This is a genomic window from Sphingomonas gei, assembly GCF_004792685.1.
GTDB lineage: Bacteria > Pseudomonadota > Alphaproteobacteria > Sphingomonadales > Sphingomonadaceae > Sphingomonas > Sphingomonas gei.
Map to the genome: position 1 here is coordinate 86,565 of NZ_SRXT01000003.1, position 24,515 is coordinate 111,079.

Below are 24,515 nucleotides of genomic sequence, written 5' to 3' on the forward strand. Positions count from 1 at the left end.
GCATGAGCCTCCACCAAAACCTGACTGCCGGCGCGCTTGCCCTGCCGCAGCCTTATCTGCTGTTCCTCGGCGACACCGTCGAACGCGGCTTCGCCAAGACCGCGCTCGGCCTGCGCGACTGGGCGCCCGAGAAATGCGTCGGGGAACTCGCGCTTCCCGGCGCCGCGGTGACCACCGGGCTGCCGCCGATGACCCCGGCACAGGCCTATGCCCAGGGCGCGCGGGCGCTGGTGATCGGGGTCGCCAATGCCGGCGGCGTGATCCCGCAGAGCTGGCGCGCTTCGCTGGTCGAGGCGCTCGAGGCAGGGCTCGATATCGTCGCGGGGATGCACACGCGGCTTTCCGACATTCCCGAATTGCGCGAGACCGCGGCATTGCTCGGCCGGCGGTTGATCGACATCCGGGTGCCGCCGGCGCAGATCCCGGTGGCGACCGGGCGCAAGCGCACTGGCAAGCGGCTGCTGACGGTGGGCACCGATTGCGCGCTCGGCAAGAAATACACTGCGCTGGCGCTGGCGCGTGCCTTTGCGCAGCGCGGCGTGGCGAGCGATTTCCGTGCTACCGGGCAGACCGGGATCATGATCGCCGGCGGGGGCATGCCGATGGACGCGGTGGTTTCCGATTTCGAAGCAGGCGCGGCCGAGATGCTCTCGCCCGACGCCGCGCCCGACCATTGGGATCTGATCGAAGGGCAGGGCTCGTTGGCGCATCCGGCTTATGCCGCAGTGTCGCTGGGGCTGCTCCACGGCAGCCAGCCTGACGTGTTCGTGGTATGCCATGAGCCAGGGAGGACCGACATGCTCGGCACCGCAGGCTATCAGGTCGCAACGGTCGAGGAGATCATCGATCTCACCTTGGCGCTTGGGCGGAGAACCAATCCGAACATCCGCTGTGGCGGGTTCAGCTTCAACACCTCGGCGCTCGAGGATGCAGAAGCGGCCGACGTGATGCGGCGCGAAAGCGAGCGGCTCGGACTCCCGGTCGCCGATCCGGTGCGCGGCGGGCCGGCGTTCGACGCGCTGGTCGAAAGCTGCCTCGCATGAGCGAAGCCGCCGCAGGATCGAGCTGGTTCCAGCGCTTCCTGTTGCCGGGTTTCGCGATGAAGGCAGTGATCATCGGCGGCGGCTATGCTACCGGGCGCGAACTGGCCGAATATTTCCTGCCCGCCGGTCCGTGGGGCGGGCTGGCCGGAATGCTGCTGGCGATGCTGCTGTGGAGCGTGATCGCCGCGACCACCTTCGCTTATGCCAGGCTGGCGGGGGCGCTCGACTATCGCGCCTTCTTCGCCGACCTGCTCGGCCCGGCCTGGATCGCGTTCGAAGTCGCCTATATCCTGTTCGTCGTGCTGATCCTCGCGGTGTTCGGCGCGAGCGCAGGGGCGATCGGCGCGGCGATGTTCGGCTGGCCGAGCTTCGTCGGGGCATTGCTGCTGGCGGGCGGCATCCTTGCCACCGTCTCGCTGGGCAATTCGGCGGTCGAGGGCGTGTTCAAATATGTCTCCTTCCTGCTCTATGGCGTCTATGCATTGTTCTTGATCCTCAGCCTGCTCAGCTTCGGCGACCGCATCGCCCTGGGCTTCGCGACGCCGGCGCCGTGGACTGGCTGGGCGTCGGGCGGGCTGACTTATGCCAGCTACAATATCATCGGCGCGGTGGTGATCCTGCCGGTGCTCCGCCATCTCACCAGCACGCGCGACGCCGTGGTGGCGGGGCTGATCGCTGGGCCGCTGGCGATGGCGCCGGCGATCCTGTTCTTCGTCTGCATGATCGCTTTCTATCCCGCGATCGGCGCAGAGACTTTGCCGTCGGACTTCCTGCTGCGGCAATTGAACGCCCCGGCATTCCACTTGCTTTTCCAGACGATGATCTTCGCCGCGCTGCTCGAGAGCGGTACCGGCGCAGTCCACGCGATCAACGAGCGCATCGCCGGGGTGGTCCGCCGCCGTCGCGGAACCGAGCTCGGGGCCCGCGCCCGCGCGGCGATCGCCGGGGTGCTGCTGCTGGTCTGCATGTTCGTCGCCGAGCGCGTCGGGCTGATCGCGCTGATCGCCAGCGGCTATCGGCTGCTCGCGTACCTGTTCCTCGCCGTGTTCGTGCTGCCGCTGATGACGATCGGGCTGACACGATTGCTCCGGCGCCGTCCCGTTCCCAAGGAGATCGTCGCATGAAGCCGCATTATCTGCTCGCTTTGCCGCTGCTTGCGCTCGCGGCGCCTGCGCTCGCCGATCCGCCGACCGGGCTCGACGCCAAGGTCGAGGCGCTTCGCAAAGCGACCGGCGCGCCGGGCATCGCGGTCGCGGTCGTCGAGCATGGCAAGACCACGCTCGCCAAGGGCTGGGGCGTCCGGAAACTCGGCGAGGCTGCTAAGGTCGACGCCGACACGATCTTCCAGACCGGCTCGACCGGCAAGGCATTCACCGCCGCCGCGATCGCGATCCTCGTCGACCAGGGCAAGCTCGGCTGGGACGACAAGGTGATCGATCACATCCCGTGGTTCCGCATGTACGATCCGTGGGTGACGCGCGAGATGACCGTCCGCGACTTGCTCGTCCATCATAGCGGGCTCGGGCTCGGGGCAGGGGATCTGCTATTCGTGCCCCGCGGTAGTCTCTCTCGCAAAGAGACGGTCAAGCGGCTCGCTTATATCAAGCCGGCGACCAGCTTCCGCTCGGGCTATGCCTATGACAACATCCTCTACACCGTGGCGGGCCAGCTGATCGAGGAAGTCAGCGGCAAGACGTGGGAGGAGTTCATGGCCCGCGAAGTGCTCAAGCGCGGCGGGATGAGCGATGCCACCGCCACCTATGAGGCGCGCTGGGCGACTCCCGACCGCGCCTTCGCGCATGCCCGGGTCGGCGGCGTGCTGCGCGGCGACGGGCCCAATTCGGTGCTCGACGAGCGCGAGGAGCTCGGCCGCGCGGCGATGCCCGCGGGCGGGCTGGCGCTCAGTGCCAAGGATCTCGCGCAATGGCTCAAGATCCAGCTCGGCCACGGCGCGCTGCCCGGCGGCGGGCGGCTGTTCAGCGAGGCGCAGGCGGCCGAGATGTGGAAGGGCGTCACCGTCCAGCCGATCACGCAATATCCCGGCGGCCTCGCACCGCTGACGCCCAAGTTCAGCACCTATGCGCTCGGCTGGGAAGTCGAGGATTATCGCGGCGCGCGGATCATCTCGCATGGCGGCGGGGTGTTCGGATCGATCACCCACATCATCCTGCTGCCGGATCAGGACGTCGGCATCGCCGTGGTGGTCAATTCGGAAGACGTCGCATTGCTGCGCGGTGTCGCGCACATGCTGGCCGATCATTATCTCGGACTCCCGGACCTCGATTGGCCCGCGCGCTTCGGCGCGTTCATGGAGCAGCGCATGGCCGGAGGGAAGGCGGCGCTGGCGACCGTCAAGGCGGCACCCGCCAAGGTCGGCCCGTCGCTGTCGCCCGAGCGCTATGCCGGCATCTATCGCGACCCCTGGTATGGCGACGTCGCGGTGACCAGCGGCGCCGACGGCCTGCGCATCGACTTCAAGACCACCCCGCGCATGGCGGGCAAGCTGGTCCATTGGCAGTACGACACTTTCGTCACCCGGTTCGACGACAAGGCAATCGAGCCGGCCTACGTGACCTTCGCGCTCGACGCCGAGGGCAAGGTGTCGCGGGTGTCGATGAAGCCGGAGAGCCCGATCGCCGACTTCAGCTACGATTATAAGGATCTGGATCTTCGCCCGGTCGCCGAGGTGGCGAAGTGAGCGGGGCAGATCGTCTCCCCTCCCTTTCAGGGACGGGAATGCTCGGGCTCGCCTTCCTTCTGGCCGGCTGCGCGACGACGCAAGCCGAGGCCCCCCGCAAGCCGCACCGCGACTTCCTCGTGCTCGACACGCATCTCGACACTCCGATCCACTTCGCCCGTCCCGGCTGGAGCTTCGCTGGGCACCACGATCCGGCGACCGACCTCATTCAGGTCGACATGGAGAGGATGGAGGCTGGTGCCCTGGATGGCGGATTCTTCGCGATCTACACCGAGCAGGGGCCGCTCAGCGCCAAGGGCTATGCCGATGCGTTGGCGTTTGCGCGCGGGCGATCGGACCTGATCGACGCCACGCTCGGCAAATTCCCCACCCGCATTGGCCGCGCGCTGACCGCCGCCGATGCGCGTCGGCTCGACGGTGCAGGCAAGCTGATTGCCTTCAAGAGCATGGAGAACAGCTATCCGATCGGCGAGGATCTCTCGCTATTGAAGGAATTTCACGATCGCGGTGTGCGGCTGGCCGGCCCGGTCCACGGCGCCAACAACCAGTTCGCCGATTCCTCCGGAGACACGCCGAAATGGAATGGTCTCTCTCCCCTCGGGCGCAAATGGGTGGAGGAAATGAATCGGCTGGGGATGGTGATCGACGCCAGCCATTCGTCGGACGCGACGTTCGATCAGATGCTGGAATTGTCGAGAACGCCGCTCTTGCTCTCGCATTCCAGCGGGCGCTGGGCGTTCGACCATCCCCGCAATCTCGACGATGGCCGTATCCGCAAGCTCGCCGCGAAGGGCGGGGCGATCTGCGTCAGCACGATCTTCCTGTCGAACATGAACATGACTCCCGAGCGCGCCGCTTTGTTCACCCAATATGAGCATATCGCCGATCTGACCCCAGAGCAGCAGGCCGATTTGACCCGCAAGTGGCGTGCGCTCGATGCCACCCAGCCGATGTGGGCCGCCGATTTCGAGCGCTACATGGCGATGGTGCTTCACGTCATCGAAGTCGCCGGGGTCGACCATGTCTGCTTCGGCGCCGACTGGGACGGTGGGGGCGGACTGCCGGGGATCGCGGATATCTCGGCGCTGCCCAAGGTCACCGAGCGGCTGCGCGCGGCGGGCTATTCGGACGTGGACCTCGCCAAGATGTGGGGCGGCAACATCCTGCGTGTCGTCGAGGCGGCGGAGGGTGCCGCCCGCTGAGGCTCAGGCGACTTCGTAGAGCAGGGCGATCTCGTCCAGCGGCAGCGTGAAGCAGATCGCGGCGCCGCCCAGCGGGCTGGTGCCGCTCCAGATCCGCCCGCCATAGGAATCGACGATCGTCCGGCAGATCGACAGCCCGATGCCGAGCCCGTTGCGATCCGCCGCCCCGAACGGTGCGAAGATGTCGTCGGCATGGCCGGGCAGGCCCTTGCCATTGTCGGCGACGCTGACCATCACCATGCCCGCCGCTTCGCGGTGGCTGGTGATGATCACTTGCGGCTTGTCGACATCGGCGACGGCCTGCGCGGCGTTGCGGATCAGGTTGAGCAGCACCTGCTGGATCTGCACCTTGTCCGCCGCGACATGACCGGTATCGGGCTCGAGCCGGACGCCGATCGTAACGCGGGCGACGGCCGGTTCGGCGACCTTGCTGATCGCGATCGCTTCCTCGACGATGTCGTCGAGCGACGCCACCTCGCCGGTCCGCCGATCGGAGACCATGTCGCGCGCGCGGGAGATGATCTTGCCGCTGAGACCGATCTGCCGGCTGGCCTGGCTCAGCAGCACCGCCATCCGTTCCTGCTCGACCAGCGAATACTTGCCCTGTTCGGCCAGATAGGTCGCCGCGCTGAGATAATTTCCTGCCGCGGTCAGCGGCTGCGACAGTTCGTGCGCGATCGTCGCTGCCATCACGTTGACCGCCTCGACTCGCGTGATGTGCGCGACTTCGGCGCGGAGCTGCTCGTGCCGCCGTTCGGTGGTGATGTCCTGTTCGGTGCCGAGCACGGTCCGCACCTTGCCGTCGGCATCGACCACCGGCGACACCCGAATCCGCAGATACGCGACGCGGCCGTCCGCCATCGTGCTGACCACGTCGCATTGCGCCGGCTGCTTCGAGCGGATCGCGGCGCGCAATGTCTGTTCGATATCGGCGCGGACTGCGGGATCGTGAAAGGCGAGCGCCTCTTCGCCGGTGATGATGTCGTGCGCCGGGTCGCGGCCGTGCATCCGGCAGGCCTCGTCCGAACAGGCGAGCAGGTTGCTCTCCAGATCGAGTTCCCAATCGCCCATCTTGCCGATCGCCTGCGCCTCGGAAAGGCGCTCGTTGGTCGCGGCGAGGCGCCGGATGATCGCCTCGCGGCGGCGCAGGCCGAGCCAGAAGGCGAGGGTGCCGCCCAGCAGGGCAAGCGTGAGCGCGGCAACGGTGAGATAGAATATGCGCGCACGGGCATAAGAGGAAGCGAGCACGTCGTCGGTGCCGATCCCGGCGCTGACGAACAGGCCGTAGCGCGGCAGCCGGCGCTGGCTGAAGACGCGCCTTATGCCGTCCACCGAACTTGGCCCGATATAAGTGCCCCAGGGCGCGGCGGCCTGGCGTCGCATGGCCAGCCTGCCCGCGAGGTTCTGCCCGAAGCTGATGGCGGCACCCTCGCGCCGCGCCAGTGTCAGCCCGTCGAGCCGAACCACCGAAATCAGGTCGTGCGGCCGGAAATCGGCACCTTCATAGAAATGAGTCAGCCGGTCGATCGGGATGTGCAGCGCGACGATCCCGCCAAAGCGCCCGTCCGGTCGGCGGATCGTGCGGGCGAAGACGATCGCCGGTGCGCTGGCGGCTGGCTGGATCGAAGGCGCGAGGAGCGGCTCCTGCAAGCCGCCGGCACGGAGACGGCCAAACGCGCCGCGGCTTTCTGCGCCGGCCGCCTGATCGGGCCGGCTCGACAAACGAACACGGCCTTCCGCGTCGATGACATCGACACGCGCGAACAGCGGATCGATCGCTGCGGAGTCGGTCACCATCCGAGGCGGGGAATTCGGGGGCGCCGGCGCCATGTCGGCATGCTGGCGGGCCAGTTGTACTGCGGCGCTGTCGGCGCGATCGAGCATCCCGGCGATGAAATGGTCATAGCCGATCGACCGGTTGCGGTTCTCGCGGATCGCGTTGGCCAGCACGTTGGCGCGCTGGACCTGCGCGACCTGGATCGCTGCCAGCCAGATTGCCACGCAGATCAGCACCGCCCCTGCCGGCAGCGCCAGCGACAGCCATCGTGGCGTGGGGTGCGTCGATCCACGCAGCGGATAACGGAATGCAGGCAAAGGAGGGGTGGTACGCTTCACACTAGAATCAGCCCGGACACGTCGACGCCGAGATGGCTAAAGTACCATCTTCACGGTTTGTTAACTAAGTACTTGTCCGCGGAAAGCCAGTGCGCCGGGGGGATTTTTGCATTATCGCGCAAGCTGCAGCGAGTGACTGTGGCGTTGCTTCGACAATAGCCGATTTCGCTTCGGGCAACGCCACCTGTTTGGCAAGTATGGCTGACAAATCGCTGAGGACTGGACAAGACTGGGCAGCGCCAGCGGTCCTTTGCGCCGTGCGTGCGGCAACGCCTCAGACGTTGAAGCGGAACAGCATCACGTCGCCGTCTTGGACGACATATTCCTTGCCTTCGGACCGCAGCTTGCCGTTGTCGCGGGCGCCACTCTCGCCCTTGAACTGGATGTAGTCGTCGAAGGCGATGGTCTCGGCACGGATGAAGCCGCGCTCGAAATCGGTGTGGATCTCGCCCGCCGCCTGCGGGGCCTTGGCGCCGACTTCGACGGTCCAGGCGCGCGCTTCCTTGGGTCCGACGGTGAAGAAGGTGAGCAGGTGGAGCAATTTATAGCCCGCGGTGATCACGCGGGCGAGCCCGGTCTCCTCGAGCCCGAGCTCGGCAAGGAACTCGCCGCGGTCTTCTGCCGGCATCGTCGCGATTTCGGCCTCGATCGCTGCGGACACCACCACGGCTTCGGCACCTTCGGTCTTGGCCTTTTCGAACACCCTGGCAGTGAGCGCATTGCCGTTGGCGGCGTCTTCCTCGTTGACGTTGCAGACATAGAGCACGGGCTTGCCGGTGAGCAATTGCGCCTGGGCGAAGACGCGGGCTTCCTCGACATCCTTGGGTTGCGTCAGGCGCGCAGGCTTGCCTTCGCGGAGCAAGTCGAGCGCCTGGCCGAGCACCGACGCGGCGACCTTGGCTTCCTTGTCGCCCTGCGTGGCTTTCTTGGCGAAGGCGGGGACGCGCTTCTCGAGGCTCTCCAGGTCGGCCAGCATCAGCTCGGTCTCGACGGTCTCGGCGTCGGCGATCGGGTCTACCTTGTTGTCGACATGTTGAATGTCGTCATTCTCGAAGCAGCGCAGCACATGGACGATCGCATCGACTTCGCGGATGTTGCCGAGGAACTGGTTGCCGAGGCCCTCGCCCTTGCTTGCGCCGCGGACGAGCCCGGCAATGTCGACGAAGCCGAGCTGGGTCTCGATGATCTTGGCCGATCCGGCGATCGCGGCGAGCTTGTCGAGCCGCGGATCGGGGACCGCGACGTTGCCGACATTGGGCTCGATCGTGCAGAAGGGATAGTTCGCCGCCTGCGCCGCGGCCGTCTCGGTCAGCGCATTGAAGAGCGTGGACTTGCCGACGTTCGGAAGCCCGACAATGCCGCAGCGGAAACCCATGAAGTTCGATCCTGTGTCTGGAGGGCCGGGCAGCGCCGGCGCGTTGCGCGCTCGATAGGCGCAAAGCCGACGGGTTTCCAGTGCGCGGAGCAAGCGGGCGGGGCGGCGCGTTGATCCGGCATGATATTCCAGCGTATCGACTCCGCCGCCGCGCGGCTGATGGGCCTCGACGGCAGCGATTTCCGCGAACCGGCGGGCGAGCCCGCGATGCTCCCGGCGGATTCGGTCTCGTGGCGCGTATTCCGCAATCCGATGACGATGTATGTCGGCGGGATCGCCGCGGTGCTGCTCGAACTGGGCGAGCCACGCGTCCGCCACGGCGTGTGGGACCATAGCAGCTTCAAGCGCGATCCGGCGACGCGGATGCGCCGCACCGCACGGGCGGCGATGATCACCGTCTATGGCGCACGCAGCCAGTTCGAGGCGCTCACCGCGCGAGTTAATCGCATGCACGCCCGCGTCCAGGGAACCACCGACGACGGCCGTATTTATGTCGCCGACGACCCCGATCTGCTGCTCTGGGTGCAGGCGACCGCGAGCTGGGCGTTTCTCGAAGCCTATCGCCGCTATGCCGAGCCGCTCGGCCAGGCCGACCGCGACACCTTCTATGCCGAAGCACAGCCCGGTGCGGCGCTGTACGGGGTCGAGGCGCCACCAGTGAGCGAGGCCGAAATGGACGCCCTGCTGGCGCGGATGCGGCCGCAGCTCGAGCCTTCGCCGGCGATCGAGGAATTCATCGCGATCCTGCGTACCGCCGACATCCTGCCCCGCGCGCTGCGCCCGTTGCAGAGACTCGGTGCCGGGGCCGCCATCGACTTGCTCCCGCCGGCGATGCGCAGCCAGTTGGGGCTGACCGGCTATCGGTTCAGTCGGCACGAGCGCATGTTGTTCGCGCTGCTCGCCAGGGCGGCGGGGCGCTTCGAGCTGCCGTCGAGCCCCGCACGGCAGGCAACGGCACGCCTTGCTGCGGTTGATCGATGCGGAGCTGTCGCTTTGGCTACGTCCTAGTATCGTATCGTTGCTTGACGGGCCCCCGTTCATCTAGAGTACAGGGGCGCCGGGCCTTGTCAGGCATCGAGTATTCAAGGAGCAGGGAATGATTCGCCGTCACATGATCATGAGCGCCGCCGCGGCGACTTTAGCGCTTGCGAGCTGCAGCGGCAGCAAGGATCCCACTCCTACGCCGTCTCCCACCCCGACGCCGACGCCGACGCCGACCGCGTCGCCCACCTACACGGCGTTCCCGCTCGCCGCGGCTGCCGAATTCGGCACGATCAACGCCGCGACCAGCTATACCGGGGATCCGGCGGGCACGCTGGTGCTGGGCGCTGCGAGCACCGAGATCGGGCTGTCGACGCGCTTGCGCCTTGCCACCAGCAACGCGATCGCCACCGCGACCTATGTGATCAACGAGAATGGCGAGGAATCGCGCTTCGTCAACGCGAACGTCACCACGGCCCCGGCGCCGGGCGTTACCGAATTCGTGTTCCGCACCACCGACACTGCGACGGCTGGCAAATTCTCGCAGCTTGCGTTCCTCAACAACACGATCCCGTCGCAGGTCACCAGCAACGCCGCGCTGCAGCTGACCAATGTCAGCTACGCCAATTGGTGGCGCGGCGATTCGACCACGGGTGCCAAGCGGATCACCACCTCGGTGTTCGGCTACCAGACGGTGCTGACCGACATGCCGAAGACGGGTACACAGGTCTATACGTCGAGCGTCGTCGGCCGGCTGGTCGGCGTCGAGGCCGGCGGCAACCAGATCGCCCGCGTCGGCGGGACCGTCACGGTGTCCGTCAATTTCTCGACCGGGCTGGTCGATCTGACCTTCAACCTGAACCGCACGCCTGAGAGCGGCGGCGCGACCGCCGCTTTCGGCACCTTCACCGCGCAGGGCGCGATCCCGGTGGGGCAGAACCAGTTCAACGGCAGCTTCACCAACAGCGCGACGCTGTCGGGCACGCTCAGCGGCGGGTTCTTCGGCTCGCAGGGTAAGGAAGTCGGCATCGCCTTCGCGGCTTCGGGCACCGTCGGCGGCGGCACCCAGCGCCTCGTCGGCGTGGTCGTCGGCAAGAAGTAACGCCGCAAGTTCGGACAGGAAGGGGGCTCCGGGAAACCGGGGCCCCTTTTCGTTGTGCTCAGTCCTGAAGCCTGAGCGCGACTTCGCTCATGAAGCGGGCATCATTGCCGCTCGCCAGCCACGGCGCTTCCGCCGCGATCGCGCCGAGCATGTCGGCGAGCGAGTCGATCTCGGCCTTGGCGTAATTGCCGAGCACATAGCCGGTTACCCGATCCTTGTGCCCGGGATGGCCGATGCCGATCCGCACCCGGCGGAAATCGGGGCCGAGATGCGCATCGGTCGAGCGCAGGCCATTATGCCCGGCAGTGCCCCCGCCGGTCTTCACCTTGACCTTGAACGGCAGCAGGTCGAGTTCATCGTGGAACAGCGTGACGTCGGGGGGCGCGAGCTTGTAGAAGTCCATCGCCGCGCGCACCGAGCGCCCGCTCTCGTTCATGAAGGTGCCCGGCTTGAGAAGGATCACCTTGTCGGGGCCGATCCGCCCTTCCTGGGTCCAGCCCTGGAATTGCTTCTTCGGCGCCGAGAAGCCGTGCACCTCGGCGATGGCGTCTACCGCCATGAAGCCGACATTGTGCCGGTGCATCGCATATTGCGGTCCCGGATTGCCGAGACCCACCCAGAGCTGCATCGTCAAATCCCAAAACAAAATCGCCCCCGCACCTAGGATGCGGAGGCGATTTTTTCATCCAAGAAGTTCGGTGGGGCGATTACTCGCCGCCAGCCTCGCCCTCGGTGGCTTCGTCCTGGCTATCGCCTTCGCTCGACTTGAGCGCCGACGGTGCCACGACCGTCGCGATGGTGAAGTCGCGGTCGGTGATCGCCGAAGTCGCGCCCTTGGGCAGCGTGACTGCCGAGATGTGGATCGAATCGCCGACTTCGACGCCCTTGAGCGAGATCTCGATCTGGTCGGGGATCTCGGAGGCGTCGACGATGAGCTCAAGCTCGTGACGGACGACGTTGAGCACGCCGCCGCGCTTGATCCCGGCCGATTCTTCCTCGTCGACGAACACGATCGGCACGTTGACGTGGACGCTGGCATGCTCGGAGATGCGCAGGAAGTCGACATGGATCGGACGGTCGCTGACCACGTCGAAGGCGACGTCCTTGGGCAGGGTGCGCTCGCCATTGACCATGACGACCGAGTTCATGAAGTGCCCGGTGTGGAGCAGCTTCATCAGCTCGCGCTCGCTGACATGGATGCTCGCGGGGTCTTGCTTGCTGCCGTAGATCACGGCGGGGACGCGGCCTTCACGACGAAGCAAACGGGAGGCTCCCTTGCCAACCTGTTCGCGCGTCTCGGCCGACAGCGTAAGCGATTCGCTCATGTGTCGATTCCAATGTGCTAAAGTGTTTCAGTTCATGCCGGGCAAGCCTCCAGGGATGACCCTGCCCGGGCAAGCGCGCGCCTCTAGCGGAAAGGGGCGCGAAGTGCAACCGGCTCCCCGCTAGATCAATTCGGGCAGCAGTGCATCGAGCTTGTCGAGGCTCTGGCTCCAGCCTTCTCGCATCCCGCCCAATGCCGGCAGCAGCGCATCGCTCACTTGCTTGACCACCGTCGTCATTCGGATCGTCGTGCCGCCGCCCGCGCCATCCTCGAAAGCGAACGTCGTGACATGCTCGATACCCCAGCTGCCGTCCGCTTCCTGGAAGCCGCGCAGCATCAGCACGAGCCGGTCGGGCCGCTCGACTTCGAGAAATTCGCCCGAAATCGGGTTGGTGCCGTACGGCTCGGGGCCGCGCATATCGATCCGGACCTTGCCGCCCGGCCGGGCGTCGCTCTCGCAAAACGGCACGTCGAAATGATGCGGCCCCCACCAGCGCGCGAGATGCTCGGCCTTGGTCAGGCAATCGAACACGAGCGCGCGGGGCGCGGCGAAATCGCGGACGATCGTCACTTCATAGCCCAGGCCAGGTTCGGTCACGGCGTCGTTCATTGCTGCTCTCCTTCTTCGTCCAGTCGCTTCAGATACGCATCGAGATCGTCGAACTTGGTTTCCCAGAAGCGGCGATAGGCATGCAGCCAGTCGCTCGCCGCGTGGAGCGCCGCCGCCTCGAGCTTCGCCGGGCGCAGCTGCGCATTGCGTCCGCGCGAGATCAGCCCGGCGCGTTCGAGCACCTTGAGGTGCTTGGTCACCGCGGGGCCGCTCATTGCGAAGGGCCGGGCAAGTTCGCCCGCGGAAGTCTCGCCCAGCGCGAGCCGGGCGAGAATCGCGCGGCGGGTCGGGTCGGCGAGCGCGGCGAAGGTGGCGCTCAGGGGATCGGGTGCGAGACTCATGTAACCTCCGGGTTAAATAACCTATCGGTTAAATTAGAAGGAGAGTCAAGCGCACCCGTTTGTCACCCCCGCGAAGGCGGGGCCCCATCTCGTATGGGCAGGAGCAAGTGTGCCGGTCGTGAGGCGGGGAGATCTTCGGAGATGGGCCCCGCTTTCGCGGGGGTGACGGTATTGAGCGGGCGCCGCTAATATGCGACCCGCACGGCCTTGAGCCCGCGCTTGGCCAGCTCGGCCTGGACCCCGGCATTGCCGGCGAGATGCCCCGCGCCGACCGCGACGAACACCGTCCCCGGCGCCTGCATCCGCCTGGCCAGCCAGTCCGCCCATTTGGCATTGCGCTGGGCAAGCAATGCGTCGGCCAGTTCAGGCGCGCGGGCGAGATCTTCGTTCATCAGCCGCGCAAGGCCGTCGGCATCGCCCTTGCTCCATGCCGCCACCATCCGGTCGATCGTCGCGCCCGCCTTGGGCAGATCGTCGAGCGTGTCGATCAGCAGCGCGCGCTGCGCCGGCATCGGCAGGCGGTCGAAATAGCCGAGCTGCTCGCGCGCAGTCTCGAGCCCCGATACGCGCTTGCCCGCCGCTTTCGCCGCAGCGCCGAGCACCGCCTCCGCCCCGTCCTTGTCGTCATAGCCGAGCTTGCGCAGCGGCGCCGACGACAGCATCGTCGCTGCCAGCCACGGCTCGGCGCGGTCGAGCGCGGTAGGCGCCAGGCCCATCTCGGGCAGCGCCGCGCGGAACTTGGCGGCCTCGGCGGGCGGCAATTGGTCGGGGAGGGCGGGGCCCGCCGGGGTCATGCCGAGCTCGCCGACCAGCGCCTGCATCTCGGCCTCGGGCGGCATCACCAGCTCGAGCACCAGTTCGTCGCTGGCATCGAACGCGGTCTTCACGCCGTCGTCGAACCAGCGCAGGCCGGGCTTCAGCATGTGCACCGTGCCGAATAGATAGATTGTCGTGTCGGCATCCTTGACCACCCACAGAGCCGGATCGGCGTCGTTGGTCGCCTGCTTCGCCTGGCACCCGCCCAGCGCGAGCAGCGCCACTCCGATCCACATCTTCCGCATCGCGCAACAGGAGGGGATCACTGCATCCTTGTCAATCTGGGCGTCGCGCGCCAAAGCATCGCAAAACTAGCCATATTGGGCATTTTGAGTGACCGAGCCTCTCAGCTTCCAGCGAATGATCCTGAAGCTCCACGATTACTGGAGCGAGCGCGGCTGCGTGATCCTCCAGCCTTACGACATGCGGATGGGCGCGGGGACCTTCCACCCGGCGACCACCTTGCGCGCGCTCGGCCCCGACCCGTGGAACGCCGCCTTCGTCCAGCCCTGCCGCCGCCCGACCGATGGCCGCTATGGCGAGAACCCCAATAGGCTCCAGCATTATTACCAGTACCAGGTGATCCTGAAACCCAGCCCGCCGGACCTGCAGGAGCTGTATCTCGGCAGCCTCGCGGCGATCGGGATCGACTTCACCCGCCACGACATCCGCTTCGTCGAGGACGATTGGGAGAGCCCGACGCTCGGCGCCTGGGGGCTCGGCTGGGAAGTCTGGTGCGACGGGATGGAAGTCACCCAGTTCACCTATTTCCAGCAGATGGGCGGGTTCGACTGCAAGCCGGTGGCGGGCGAGCTGACCTACGGGCTCGAGCGGCTGGCGATGTACATCCAGAACAAGGACAGCGTCTACGACCTCGCGTTCAACGATTCCGGCGTGAGCTATGGCGACGTGTTTCTCGAGAACGAGAAGCAGATGTCGAAATATAATTTCGAAGTGGCCGATACCGAGACGCTGTTCGAAGGATTCCGCAAGGCAGTCGCCGAATGCGAGAACTGCCTGGAGGCGAACGTCCCGATCGCCGCCTATGAGCAGGCGATCGAGGCGAGCCACACCTTCAACTTGCTCCAGGCCCGCGGTGTCATCTCGGTCGCCGAGCGGCAGGCCTATATCGGCCGGGTGCGGGACCTGGCGAAGGGCAGCTGCGAGGCGTGGATCGCGCATATGACGCCGGAATGGACCGCGAAATATCCGGAGTGGACGGTATGAGCGCGACCCTCCAAATCTCCCTCTCCCATTGGGAGAGGGAAGGGGCCCGCTCGGCGAAGCCGATTGGGAAGGGTGAGGGTAGTGTGTCGCCCGGCCCTACCCTCACCCTCCCGGCGCTCCGCGCCTCCTTCCCTCTCCCGATGGGAGAGGGACAGTGACCGAAGACTTCCTCCTCGAACTCCGCTCCGAGGAAATCCCGGCGCGGATGCAGGAGCGCGCACGCATCGATCTCGCGGCGTTGTTCGAAGCCCGGCTCAAGGCGCTCAACCTTGCCTTCGAAAGCATCGAGAGCTTCGCCACGCCGCGCCGCCTCGCATTGATCGTCCGCGGCGTCGCCGAAACCACCACCGCGGCGACCGAGGAGCGCAAGGGCCCCCGCGCCGACGCCCCCGATGCCGCGATCCAGGGCTTCCTCCGCTCGACCGGGCTCAATCGCGACCAACTCGTCGCGCGCGACGACGGCAAGGGCGGCCAGGTGCTGTTCGCGGTGATCGAGCGGCCGGGGATCGCCGCGGGATCGGTGCTCGCCAGCGCCACCACGCATGCGATCCACAATTTCGCCTGGCCCAAGTCGATGCGCTGGGGCGATGCGTCGTCCTCGACCGAGAGCCTGCGCTGGGTCCGCCCGCTGCAGGGCGTCGTCGCGCTTCTCGGCGACAAATTGGTGCCGATCGAAGTCGCGGGCCTCAAGAGCGGCGCGCAGACCGTCGGCCATCGCTTCCACCATCCCGGCGTGATCACGATCGGCTCGGCCAACGACTATGTCGAGAAGCTCCGCGCCTGCCACGTCGTGGTCGACGGCGCCGAGCGCCGCGCGATCATCGCGGTCGGTGCCAAGCTGGCCGCGCGCAAGGCCGGGCTGGAGCTGGTCGAGGACGAAGGCCTGCTGTTCGAGAATGCCGGGCTGACCGAATGGCCGGTGCCGCTGCTCGGGCGGTTCGATGCGGATTTCCTGAGCGTCCCGCCGGAGGTGATCCAGTTGACGGCGCGCGTGAACCAGAAATATTTCGTCTGCCGCGATGGCGACGGCAGGCTTGCCAACGCCTTTGTCTGCACCGCGAACGTGGACGCCAGCGACGGCGGCGCGAAGATCGTCGAGGGCAACCAGAAGGTCCTCGCCGCGCGGCTGAGCGACGCGCGCTTCTTCTACGACACCGATCTGAAGACGAAGCTCGACGATCTCCGGCCCAAGCTGGAGAAGATCGTGTTCCACGAGAAATTGGGCACGGTCGCCGACAAGGTCGACCGCGTCGCGAAGCTGGCGCGGTGGCTGGTGGAGGAGGGGATAATCCCTCTCCCATCGCGAGAGGGAAGGGGCCCGCTCGCGTCAGCGAGTGGGAAGGGTGAGGGCGACGCCTCACCCGCCGGTCACCCTCACCCTTCCGCGGCTTCGCCGCTCCCTCCCTCTCCCGATGGGAGAGGGAATTTGGCCGCCCTCGCCGAACGCGCCGCTCTTCTCGCCAAGGCCGATCTCGTCACCGGCATGGTCGGCGAGTTCCCCGAGCTCCAGGGCCTGATCGGCGGCTATTACGCCGCCGCGCAGGGCGAGGACCCCCAGGTCGCCGAAGCGATCCGCGACCATTACAAGCCGGTCGGGCAGGGGGATGACGTCCCGACTGCACCGGTAACGGTGGCGGTGAGCTTGGCGGACAAGCTGGATACGATCGTCAGCTTCTTCTCCCAAGATATGAAACCGACAGGGTCCAAGGATCCGTTTGCGCTACGTCGTGCGGCCCTGGCGATCTTGGCGCTCATCGTCGACAATCGAATTCGCCTGCCGCTTTCTATTGTCGTCGGCAGCGCAGAGACGCTGCTGGTGACACAATTGTTAGGCCAGCCTTCATCCGGGGGCGTTGAACGCGCGCGAGGCGAATTCCAGAATGTCGCAGGGGCGGAGCCGCCCGGTGTCGCGATTGTGACGCGGCGCGTGGCAGCCAATCCCGATACTTTGAAGGACACCCTCGATTTCTTCGCCGACCGCCTCAAGGTCCAGCAGCGCGAGGCCGGCGTCCGCCACGACCTGATCGACGCAGTATTCGCCCTCGGCGGCGAGGACGATCTCGTCCGCCTGCTCGCCCGCGTCCACGCGCTGCAGGCCTTCATCACCACCGAGGACGGCAGGAACCTCCTCGCCGGCTACAAGCGCGCCGCGAACATCCTCAAGAAAGAGGGCTTCGATGGCACCGACACGGACGTCGGCGGCAATATCTACGAAGCCGAGCCTGCCGAGTCCGCGCTCAAGGAAGCGCTCGACGCCGCCGAGCCGCGGGCCGAGGCGGCGATCGGCGCCGAGGATTTCGGGGCGGCGATGTCTGCGCTCGCCAGCTTGCGCGGGCCGATCGATGCGTTCTTCGAGCAAGTCATCGTCAACGATTCGGACCCGGACAAGCGTATCGCGCGCCTCGGCCTGCTCGCGCGGATGCGTGCTGCAGTGCATCAAGTTGCCGACTTTTCGAAGATCGAAGGCTGATTTATCTGACTTATTGCGCATCCGGAACGGGATGATTTCGCCTAAGCTTTACTAACTCTTGCCGTCTGCCCCGCTCCAGCAACCTGACAACGCAATCAGAGCTTCCGCCATGTTCGCAGGCGCGGTAGGCGCGTCGCGTGCCGGGGCTGTGCCTCCAGCAGAAGGACCAGGGATGACGCAGTACGTGTACCGCTTCGGCGGCGGGGTTTCGGACGGCGGTCAAGGCGACAAGAACCTGCTCGGGGGCAAGGGCGCCAATCTCGACGGCATGGCCGCGATCGGCTTACCGGTCCCGCCCGGCTTCACGATCTCCACCCCGGTCTGCGCACTCTATTACGACGAAGGCGAAAGCTTCCCCGACAGCCTCAAGACCGAAGTCGCCACAGGCGTGGCGCATATCGAGGGCATTACCGCCAAGAAGTTCGGCGATCCCGCCGATCCGTTGCTCGTCTCTGTCCGCTCCGGCGCGCGGGTGTCGATGCCCGGCATGATGGATACCGTGCTCAATCTCGGGCTCAACGACGCCACCGTCGTCGGCCTCGCCCAAATCAGCGGCGACGATCGCTTTGCGTGGGATAGCTATCGCCGCTTCATCCAGATGTATTCGGACGTGGTGCTCGGGCTCGATCACGATCGCTTCGAGGAAGCGCTCGAGATCGCCAAGGAAGACAATGGCTTCAGCCTCGATACCGAGCTGAGCGCGTCGCACTGGCAGAAGCTCGTCGCCGAGTACAAGGCGATCGTTCAGGAGCTGTGGGGCAAGCCCTTCCCGCAGGATGTCCACGATCAGCTCTGGGGCGCGATCGGCGCGGTGTTCGGATCGTGGCAGTCCGAGCGCGCCAAGGTCTATCGCCGCCTCAACGACATTCCCGGCGACTGGGGCACCGCAGTCAACGTCCAGGCGATGGTGTTCGGCAATATGGGCGAGACCAGCGCCACCGGCGTGGCCTTCACCCGCGATCCCGCCAAGGGCGACAATGCCTATTATGGCGAGTTCCTGATCAATGCGCAGGGCGAGGACGTCGTCGCCGGCATCCGCACCCCGCAATATCTGACCCGCGCGGCGCGCGAGGCGGCAGGGGCCAAGCCGCTGTCGATGGAAGAGGCGATGCCCGAGGTCTATGCCCAGCTCGCTTCGGTCTTCGAGACGCTCGAGACGCATTATCGCGACATGCAGGACATCGAATTCACCGTCGAGCGCGGCAAATTGTGGATGCTCCAGACCCGCAGCGGCAAGCGCACCGCCAAGGCGGCGCTCAAGATCGCAGTCGACATGGCCAATGAAGGACTGATCACGCAGGAAGAGGCGATCCTGCGCGTCGACCCGATGGCACTCGATCAATTGCTTCACCCGACGCTCGACCCCAAGGCGGTGCGCGACGTGCTTACCAAGGGGCTGCCGGCATCGCCGGGCGCGGCTTCGGGCTATGCGGTGTTCGACAGCGACACCGCCGAGAAGCGCGCCGCCGCGGGCGATTCGGTGATCCTCGTCCGTGTCGAGACGTCGCCCGAGGACATTCACGGCATGCACGCCGCCAGGGGCATCCTCACCGCACGCGGCGGGATGACCAGCCACGCCGCGGTGGTCGCGCGTGGCATGGGGCGTCCCTGCGTCTCGGGCGCAGGCACGCTGGCGATCGTCGCCAAGGAGAAGCTCTTCCGGGTCGGCGGGCGCGAGGTCCGCGAAGGCGATACGATCACCATCGACGGCACCACCGGCGAAGTGATGTTCGGGGCGGTCCCGACCGTCCAGCCCGAGCTGTCGGGCGATTTCGGCACGCTGATGCTGTGGGCGGACGCCAAGCGCCGGCTCAAGGTCCGCGCCAATGCCGAGACGCCGCTCGATTGCCGCACCGCGCGCGAGTTCGGCGCCGAGGGCATCGGCCTGTGCCGCACCGAGCACATGTTCTTCGAGCAGTCGCGGATCACTGCGGTGCGCCAGATGATCCTCGCCTCGGACGAGGCGGGGCGTCGCGCTGCGCTCGACAAATTGCTCCCCGAGCAGCGCAGCGATTTCGTCGAGATCTTCGAGGTCATGGCCGGACTGCCCTGCACGATCCGCCTGCTCGATCCGCCGCTCCACGAATTCCTGCCCCACGAGGAAGCCGAGTTCGAGGAAGTCGCCAAGGCTGCCGATATCGACGTGGATACGCTGCGCCGGCGCGCGGCGGAGCTCCACGAGTTCAACCCGATGCTCGGCCATCGCGGCTGCCGGCTCGGGGTGACCTATCCCGAGATCTACGAGATGCAGGCGCGCGCGATCTTCGAGGCGGCGATCGAAGTGGCCGAGCGATCGGGCGCGGCGCCGATCCCCGAAGTGATGATCCCGCTGGTCGCCACGCGCCGCGAGCTCGAGCTGATGAAGATCGTCGTCGACAAGGCGGCGCAGGCGGTGTTCGCCGAGAAGGGCCGGACGGTCGAGTATCTGGTCGGCACGATGATCGAGCTGCCGCGTGCGGCGCTGCGTGCGGGCGAGATCGCCGAAGTCGGCGAATTCTTCAGCTTCGGCACCAACGATCTGACCCAGACCACTCTGGGCGTCAGCCGCGACGACGCCGCGCGCTTCCTGACGACCTATGTCGAGAAGGGCATCTATGCCCGCGATCCGTTCGTCAGTCTCGATGTCGAGGGCGTCGGCGAGCTGATCAGCATCGCGGCGGAGCGGGGCAGGGCGACCCGGCCCGACATCAAGCTCGGCATTTGCGGCGAACATGGCGGCGATCCGGCGTCGATCGCGTTCTGCGAGGCGATCGGGCTCGATTACGTGTCGGCCTCGCCATATCGCGTGCCGATCGCGCGGCTGGCGGCAGCGCAGGCGGCGCTAAAGCGCGAATAACTCCAGTGCTCCTGCGAAAGCAGGAGCCTAGGGCGGCACGCGATCCGTCCGTGACCCTGGGCTCCTGCTTTCGCAGGAGCACTGGGAGGAATCAGTAGGGATCGACCGCGCGTGGCGGCGCGACGACAGGCGTGGTTGCGGCGCGGAGCCGGGCGTTCTCGGCCTCGAGCTCACGCAGCCGTCGCTGTGATTCGCGCAGTTCGGCGCCGGTTTCGTCGCGATAGGTGCGGTGGCGCAGTTCTTCGTCCTGATAGCGATCGCGCCACTTGCTGCGCCCGGACCGCGCGGCCAGCCCGAAGAAAAATCCCGCCACGAGCGTGATGCCCAGGGCGATGAGCTGCGTGACCGTGTCGAAAGGCAATCCCTGCATCGCGCGTCCTCCTGTGGCGGCGGGCGGGCCAGTCCGCCCGCACCGCCGATGCCACCGTAACGATCGACGGGCGAATTAGGTCATCAAGGCATCGTTGATCGAGCAGGCCGCGGGCCCGAGGATGACGATGAACAGCACCGGCAGGATGAACAGGATCAGCGGGATCGTCATGATCGCCGGCAGCCGCGCGGCCTTTTCCTCGGCGCGCATCATCCGCTCGTTGCGGAATTCGGCCGAGAGCACGCGCAGCGCCGAGGCGAGCGGGGTGCCGTATTTCTCGGTCTGGATCATCGTGGTGACCACGCCCTGGACCGCATCGAGATTGATGCGGTTCGAGAGATTCTCGAATGCCTGGCGGCGATCGGTGAGGAAGCCGAGCTCGATCCCGGTCAGCGAGAATTCCTCGCCGAGCTCGGGATAGGCCTTGCCCAATTCGCGCGAGACGCGGGCGAACGCGGCGTCGACGGTCAGGCCCGCCTCGGCGCAGATCACGAGCAAATCGAGCGCGTCGGGAAGCCCCTTGCGGATCGCGTTGCTGCGCTTGGTGATCTTGTTCTTGAGATAGAGGTCCGGCGCCTTGTAGCTCAGGATGAAGCTGACCGCGACGAGGCCGTATTTCTTGAACGCGCTCCAGTCTGCGAACACGTCGGTGCCGTAGACCAGATACAGGATCGGCCCGCCGATCACGATCGGCAGCACCAGCCGGCCGAAGATCACCGCGACGGCCCATTCCTTCGAGCGGATGCCCGCCTGGAGCAGCTTGGTCTGGGCGACCTTGATCTGGCTCTCCTGCAGCACCTTCATCGAGGAGAGCAGCGCGCGGATCCGGTCGGTGGTCTCGTTCTTGGTGACGAGCTTGGCGCGGCGCTTCGAGGTCGAGGCAGTGATGCCGGCCTTGAGCTGCTCGCGGCGGTCGTTGAGCGCCTTGACGCGCTTCGCCATCGGATCGCGCACCGTGGTGGCGGTGTAGATCGCGAACACCACCGCCGATGCGGCGACGGCGCTGAGAATCGTCGCGACCCAGAGGACGTCGACGCCGAGCAAAGTGGGGCCTGCGGAGGGTACCATCATCAGATCTCGAAATTGACCATCTTGGCCATGATGAAGGCGCCGAGCGCCATCCAGATCAGACCGCCGCCGCCGGCGACCATCAGCCGCTCGTCCTTGAAGAAGTTGAGCATGTAATTGTTGTTGATGAACCAGACGAGGCCGAACACGATGAACGGCAAGGAGCCGACGATCAGCGCCGACGCCTTGGATTCGGACGACATCGCCTTGATCTTGAGCTTCATCTGCGCGCGCTTGCGCAGCACGTCGGCGAGGTTGGCGAGCGTCTCGGCGAGATTGCCGCCGGTCTCGCGCTGGATCGCGATGGTGATCGTGAAGAACTGGAATTCAGGGGTGCCCAGCCGGTCCGCGGTATCCTGCAGCGCAGTGTCCAACGTGCGGCCGATCTTCATCTTGTCGGAGACGGAGCGGAACTCCTCGCCGACCGGACCGGGGACTTCCTGGCCGACGACGCCCATCGTCTCGGTGATCGGCAGGCCCGAGCGCAGGCCGCGCACCAGCAGATCGATCGCGTCGGGGAATTTGGCAGTGAACTTGGCGATGCGACGGTTGATGAAGAAGCTCACTGCCTTGTGCGGCAGCCCGACGCCGACGAACAGGCCGAGGAACAGCGCCAGCCAGATCGGCGCGCCCTTAAGATAGAGCAATGCGCCGGGAACCAGGATCAGGCCGAGCGTGACCATGCCATATTGGCTCAGCGACCAGTTCTTGCCGGTCATGTTCAGGCGCTTCTGGAGCAAAGCGGGGTTGGGCAGGAAGCGCGATGCGGCGAGGTCCATGCCGCTCGCGCTTTTGTTGGTGACCCGGCGGATCTGCGCTTCCATCGCCACGACGCCGGCTGTGCCCGAATGCCGCGCGCGCACGCCGGTCAGCCGCCGCGCGCTCGCGCGCGCCGTCGACGGCCCGGACAATGCGAGCACCATCAGCGAGAGCACCAGGAAGGTACCTCCAGCGAGCATCAAAACCGGCAGCAATTCCACGCCGAGGTGCCTCCGAATCGTTATCCCGTGCCCGTCATGGGCGCGGAATGATTACTTCTTTGCCTTTGACGGCATCTTGACCTTGATCTTGTCGAACAGCGAGCTGCCCTTCGATCCCTTGGCCGGCTTGGCGGATTTGTCGTCGCGCTCGCCCGAATCGGTGATCGCGATGATTCGGCTCGCCAGGTCGCCCAGCGGCGCCAGCGACTTGGCGGACTTGCCGACTTCGGCGAGCGGCTTGCCGAGCTTGGCCGCCTGCGCCGCGGCCTTCTGCTCGAACGGGATCAGCACGTCGATCTTGCGCTCGATCGAGCCTTCGAAGTCCTTGCGGCTGATCTCGAGGAACGCCTGGGGCTGAACCTTGTTGGCGACGACGATCACCTGCGTCTGCGGTGCGTTCGACTTGAACCAGCTGAGGATGCGGATCGCGTCGCGCGCGGCGGCGAGAGTCAGCTCGGTGACCAGCACCGCCACCTGAATGTCGGTGATCAGATGCGGGTGGTTGACCAGCATGATGCGCGGCAGATCGACGACGGTGCATTCATACGCACTGCGCATCTCTTCCTGCAATTGGTAGAAAGCGGCGCCGTCGGTCAGGACGGGCGCGTTGATCGGGGCCTCGGCCGACAGGACGGCGAGACGTTCCGAGGCCTTCACCATCGCGCGTTCGATGAACAGCCCGTCGATCCGGCTGGGATTCTCGATCGCATCGGTCAGGCCGCGGCCCGGCTCGAGATCGAGCGCGAGCGCGCCAGTGCCGAAATGCACGTCGAGGTCGAGCAGGGCGGTGGTCCGCACATGCTTGTCGCTCAGCAGCCAGGCCAGCGACGTCGCGATCGTCGAGGCGCCGCAGCCGCCGCGCGTACCGATGACGGCGACCGCGCAATGCGGAACGTCACTGCCGGTTTCGGTCTGCTTGGGCGCATTTAGCGAGGCCTGCGCCTGGGCGAAGGTGTCGCGCAGCGCGTCGGGATTGAGTGGCTTGAGCAGATAATCATGGATGCCGCTCGCGACGAGATCGCGGTAGAGGCGCACGTCGTTGACTTGCCCCGACGCGATCACGATCGTTCCGGGCTCGCAGACTTCGGCAAGCGCATTGATGTCGTTGAGCGGATCGCCCGATTCCGAAAGGTCGACGAACAGCACGTTGGGGCTCGCCGAGACCGACAGGGTCTGGACGGCGTTGCGCAGCCCGCCCTTGTTGACCTTTTCGGGCGACCAGCCGAGCTCGACGGCGATCGGGCGCAGCGCCTCCGCCGTCGTCTCGTCGCAGACGAAGGCGATGAAGGGTTCGCGATGCGAAGTGCGCGAGGGATTGAAGGGCGCGTTCACTTGTTGCCTCCGGACTTCACTTCGGTTCCGCCGTTGCCGCTCGGCTTTGCGACGCGGAAGGCATTGATCGCCTTCGCGCCGGTCGCCTGATCGGTCACCGAGGAGCCCGCGGCACCGCGGACGAGATCGGCCGGATCGGCGACCATCGCCGCAAGGTTGGTGTTGGTCGCGCAGCCGTAATTGGAACTGGTGCTCTGCGACCAATCGGGCGTGTAGACGCGCGAATAATCCGGGCAGTTCGGAACGCTGGCGCTCATCCGGGTAACCACGACGCGCACCGTGCCCGGTGCGATCTGGCCGACCGTCACCGGCGCCTGATCGGACAGCATGATGCCATATTCGTTGGCCTGTGCGGCGATCTCCGCGCGCCCGGCGCTGCCGGCCCCGCCATCGTCGATCGAGAGCTTGTCGCCATAGCGAAGCCCCATCGAGGCGAGCCAGCCGGCCAGCCGCTCGCCTTCACCGGGCGCCAGGGCATAGCCCGCGGTCTGGACGTCGAAGACATAGTCGTTGCGCTCGACGACCGGCTGGTAAACCGATTCGACGCCGCCATTATAGGTCCCGCACGCGCTCAGCAGCAGCGCGGGGGCGAGGAGGAGGGGAGTGAAGCGCGACAACATTGCGA

21 protein-coding genes are annotated in these 24,515 nt (G+C 66.4%); 9 read left to right on the top strand and 12 right to left on the bottom strand.

From position 1 onward, the window contains the following. Nucleotides 1-2: 2 nt before the first annotated feature. From E5A73_RS07715 to E5A73_RS07730, 4 genes are read left to right on the top strand one after another with little or no spacing between them, the layout of a single operon-like run. Entirely contained in the window at nt 3-1,043 is a 1,041-nt protein-coding gene (locus E5A73_RS07715; protein ID WP_135963245.1) for an N-acetyltransferase DgcN family protein, read from the top strand. Further along, nucleotides 1,040-2,167 (top strand): YkvI family membrane protein, encoded by a 1,128-nt coding sequence (locus E5A73_RS07720; protein WP_135963246.1) that lies wholly within the window; start codon nt 1,040-1,042, stop codon nt 2,165-2,167. The genes E5A73_RS07715 and E5A73_RS07720 overlap by 4 nt, the downstream gene beginning before the upstream one ends. Further along, nucleotides 2,164-3,741 (top strand): serine hydrolase, encoded by a 1,578-nt coding sequence (locus tag E5A73_RS07725; protein WP_135963247.1) that lies wholly within the window; start codon nt 2,164-2,166, stop codon nt 3,739-3,741. Before E5A73_RS07720 ends, E5A73_RS07725 begins: the two co-directional genes overlap by 4 nt. A 38-nt stretch (nt 3,742-3,779) precedes the next feature. Then, nucleotides 3,780-4,943 carry a dipeptidase gene (locus tag E5A73_RS07730; protein ID WP_135963248.1) on the top strand — a complete coding sequence of 388 codons (1,164 nt, stop codon included), beginning with the start codon at nt 3,780-3,782 and terminating at the stop codon, nt 4,941-4,943. 3 nt (nt 4,944-4,946) lie between these two features. Here the strand turns inward: E5A73_RS07730 and E5A73_RS07735 are convergent, their stop codons facing one another. Together E5A73_RS07735 and ychF are read right to left on the bottom strand one after the other, a co-directional pair. Continuing rightward, nucleotides 4,947-7,037: an ATP-binding protein gene (locus E5A73_RS07735; protein ID WP_135963249.1), complete on the bottom strand. Its 2,091-nt coding sequence runs from the start codon at nt 7,035-7,037 to the stop codon at nt 4,947-4,949. Nucleotides 7,038-7,332: 295 nt separating this feature from the next. Continuing rightward, nucleotides 7,333-8,433: a redox-regulated ATPase YchF gene (gene ychF, locus E5A73_RS07740; RefSeq protein ID WP_135963250.1), complete on the bottom strand. Its 1,101-nt coding sequence runs from the start codon at nt 8,431-8,433 to the stop codon at nt 7,333-7,335. 120 nt (nt 8,434-8,553) lie between these two features. On the opposite strand from ychF, the gene E5A73_RS07745 reads away from it, so the two are divergent. After that, on the top strand, nt 8,554-9,441 hold the full coding sequence (locus E5A73_RS07745; protein ID WP_135963251.1) for an oxygenase MpaB family protein: 888 nt from the start codon (nt 8,554-8,556) through the stop codon (nt 9,439-9,441). Between the two features lie 88 nt (nt 9,442-9,529). Beyond that, nucleotides 9,530-10,516 carry a hypothetical protein gene (locus E5A73_RS07750; RefSeq protein ID WP_168355853.1) on the top strand — a complete coding sequence of 329 codons (987 nt, stop codon included), beginning with the start codon at nt 9,530-9,532 and terminating at the stop codon, nt 10,514-10,516. A 58-nt stretch (nt 10,517-10,574) separates the two neighbouring features. Here the strand turns inward: E5A73_RS07750 and pth are convergent, their stop codons facing one another. The 5 genes from pth to E5A73_RS07775 all read right to left on the bottom strand — a co-directional run bounded on the left by pth (nt 10,575) and on the right by E5A73_RS07775 (nt 13,852). After that, complete coding sequence (gene pth / locus E5A73_RS07755; protein WP_135963253.1) at nt 10,575-11,144, bottom strand: aminoacyl-tRNA hydrolase; 570 nt, start codon at nt 11,142-11,144, stop codon at nt 10,575-10,577. Nucleotides 11,145-11,223: 79 nt separating this feature from the next. Beyond that, nucleotides 11,224-11,841, bottom strand: a complete 618-nt coding sequence (locus E5A73_RS07760; protein WP_135963254.1) for a 50S ribosomal protein L25/general stress protein Ctc — start codon at nt 11,839-11,841, stop codon at nt 11,224-11,226. A 120-nt stretch (nt 11,842-11,961) separates the two neighbouring features. Further along, complete coding sequence (locus E5A73_RS07765) at nt 11,962-12,450, bottom strand: SRPBCC domain-containing protein (RefSeq protein ID WP_135963255.1); 489 nt, start codon at nt 12,448-12,450, stop codon at nt 11,962-11,964. Next, complete coding sequence (locus E5A73_RS07770) at nt 12,447-12,791, bottom strand: ArsR/SmtB family transcription factor (protein WP_135963256.1); 345 nt, start codon at nt 12,789-12,791, stop codon at nt 12,447-12,449. The genes E5A73_RS07765 and E5A73_RS07770 overlap by 4 nt, the downstream gene beginning before the upstream one ends. 185 nt (nt 12,792-12,976) lie before the next feature. Next, a complete protein-coding gene (locus E5A73_RS07775; RefSeq protein WP_135963257.1) occupies nt 12,977-13,852 on the bottom strand; it encodes a TraB/GumN family protein in 876 nt (291 codons plus the stop codon). A gap of 115 nt (nt 13,853-13,967) precedes the next feature. Between E5A73_RS07775 and E5A73_RS07780 the strand changes: the two genes are divergently transcribed. From E5A73_RS07780 to ppdK, 3 genes are all read left to right on the top strand, one after another. Next, nucleotides 13,968-14,834 carry a glycine--tRNA ligase subunit alpha gene (locus E5A73_RS07780; RefSeq protein ID WP_135963626.1) on the top strand — a complete coding sequence of 289 codons (867 nt, stop codon included), beginning with the start codon at nt 13,968-13,970 and terminating at the stop codon, nt 14,832-14,834. A gap of 205 nt (nt 14,835-15,039) precedes the next feature. Further along, nucleotides 15,040-17,304, top strand: a complete 2,265-nt coding sequence (gene glyS, locus E5A73_RS07785) for a glycine--tRNA ligase subunit beta (RefSeq protein ID WP_240700116.1) — start codon at nt 15,040-15,042, stop codon at nt 17,302-17,304. 172 nt (nt 17,305-17,476) lie between these two features. Further along, nucleotides 17,477-20,140 (top strand): pyruvate, phosphate dikinase, encoded by a 2,664-nt coding sequence (gene ppdK / locus E5A73_RS07790; RefSeq protein WP_135963259.1) that lies wholly within the window; start codon nt 17,477-17,479, stop codon nt 20,138-20,140. 91 nt (nt 20,141-20,231) lie between these two features. Here ppdK and E5A73_RS07795 read toward each other — a convergent pair whose 3' ends face one another. The 5 genes from E5A73_RS07795 to E5A73_RS07815 all read right to left on the bottom strand — a co-directional run bounded on the left by E5A73_RS07795 (nt 20,232) and on the right by E5A73_RS07815 (nt 24,510). Then, entirely contained in the window at nt 20,232-20,510 is a 279-nt protein-coding gene (locus E5A73_RS07795; protein ID WP_135963260.1) for a hypothetical protein, read from the bottom strand. Nucleotides 20,511-20,585: 75 nt separating this feature from the next. Next, entirely contained in the window at nt 20,586-21,581 is a 996-nt protein-coding gene (locus E5A73_RS07800) for a type II secretion system F family protein (protein WP_168355854.1), read from the bottom strand. Continuing rightward, on the bottom strand, nt 21,581-22,558 hold the full coding sequence (locus E5A73_RS07805) for a type II secretion system F family protein (RefSeq protein WP_135963261.1): 978 nt from the start codon (nt 22,556-22,558) through the stop codon (nt 21,581-21,583). The genes E5A73_RS07800 and E5A73_RS07805 overlap by 1 nt, the downstream gene beginning before the upstream one ends. A 51-nt stretch (nt 22,559-22,609) precedes the next feature. Next, nucleotides 22,610-23,890, bottom strand: a complete 1,281-nt coding sequence (locus E5A73_RS07810; protein ID WP_135963262.1) for a CpaE/TadZ family protein — start codon at nt 23,888-23,890, stop codon at nt 22,610-22,612. Continuing rightward, nucleotides 23,887-24,510, bottom strand: a complete 624-nt coding sequence (locus tag E5A73_RS07815) for a CpaD family pilus assembly lipoprotein (protein WP_135963263.1) — start codon at nt 24,508-24,510, stop codon at nt 23,887-23,889. The genes E5A73_RS07810 and E5A73_RS07815 overlap by 4 nt, the downstream gene beginning before the upstream one ends. Nucleotides 24,511-24,515 lie beyond the last annotated feature (5 nt).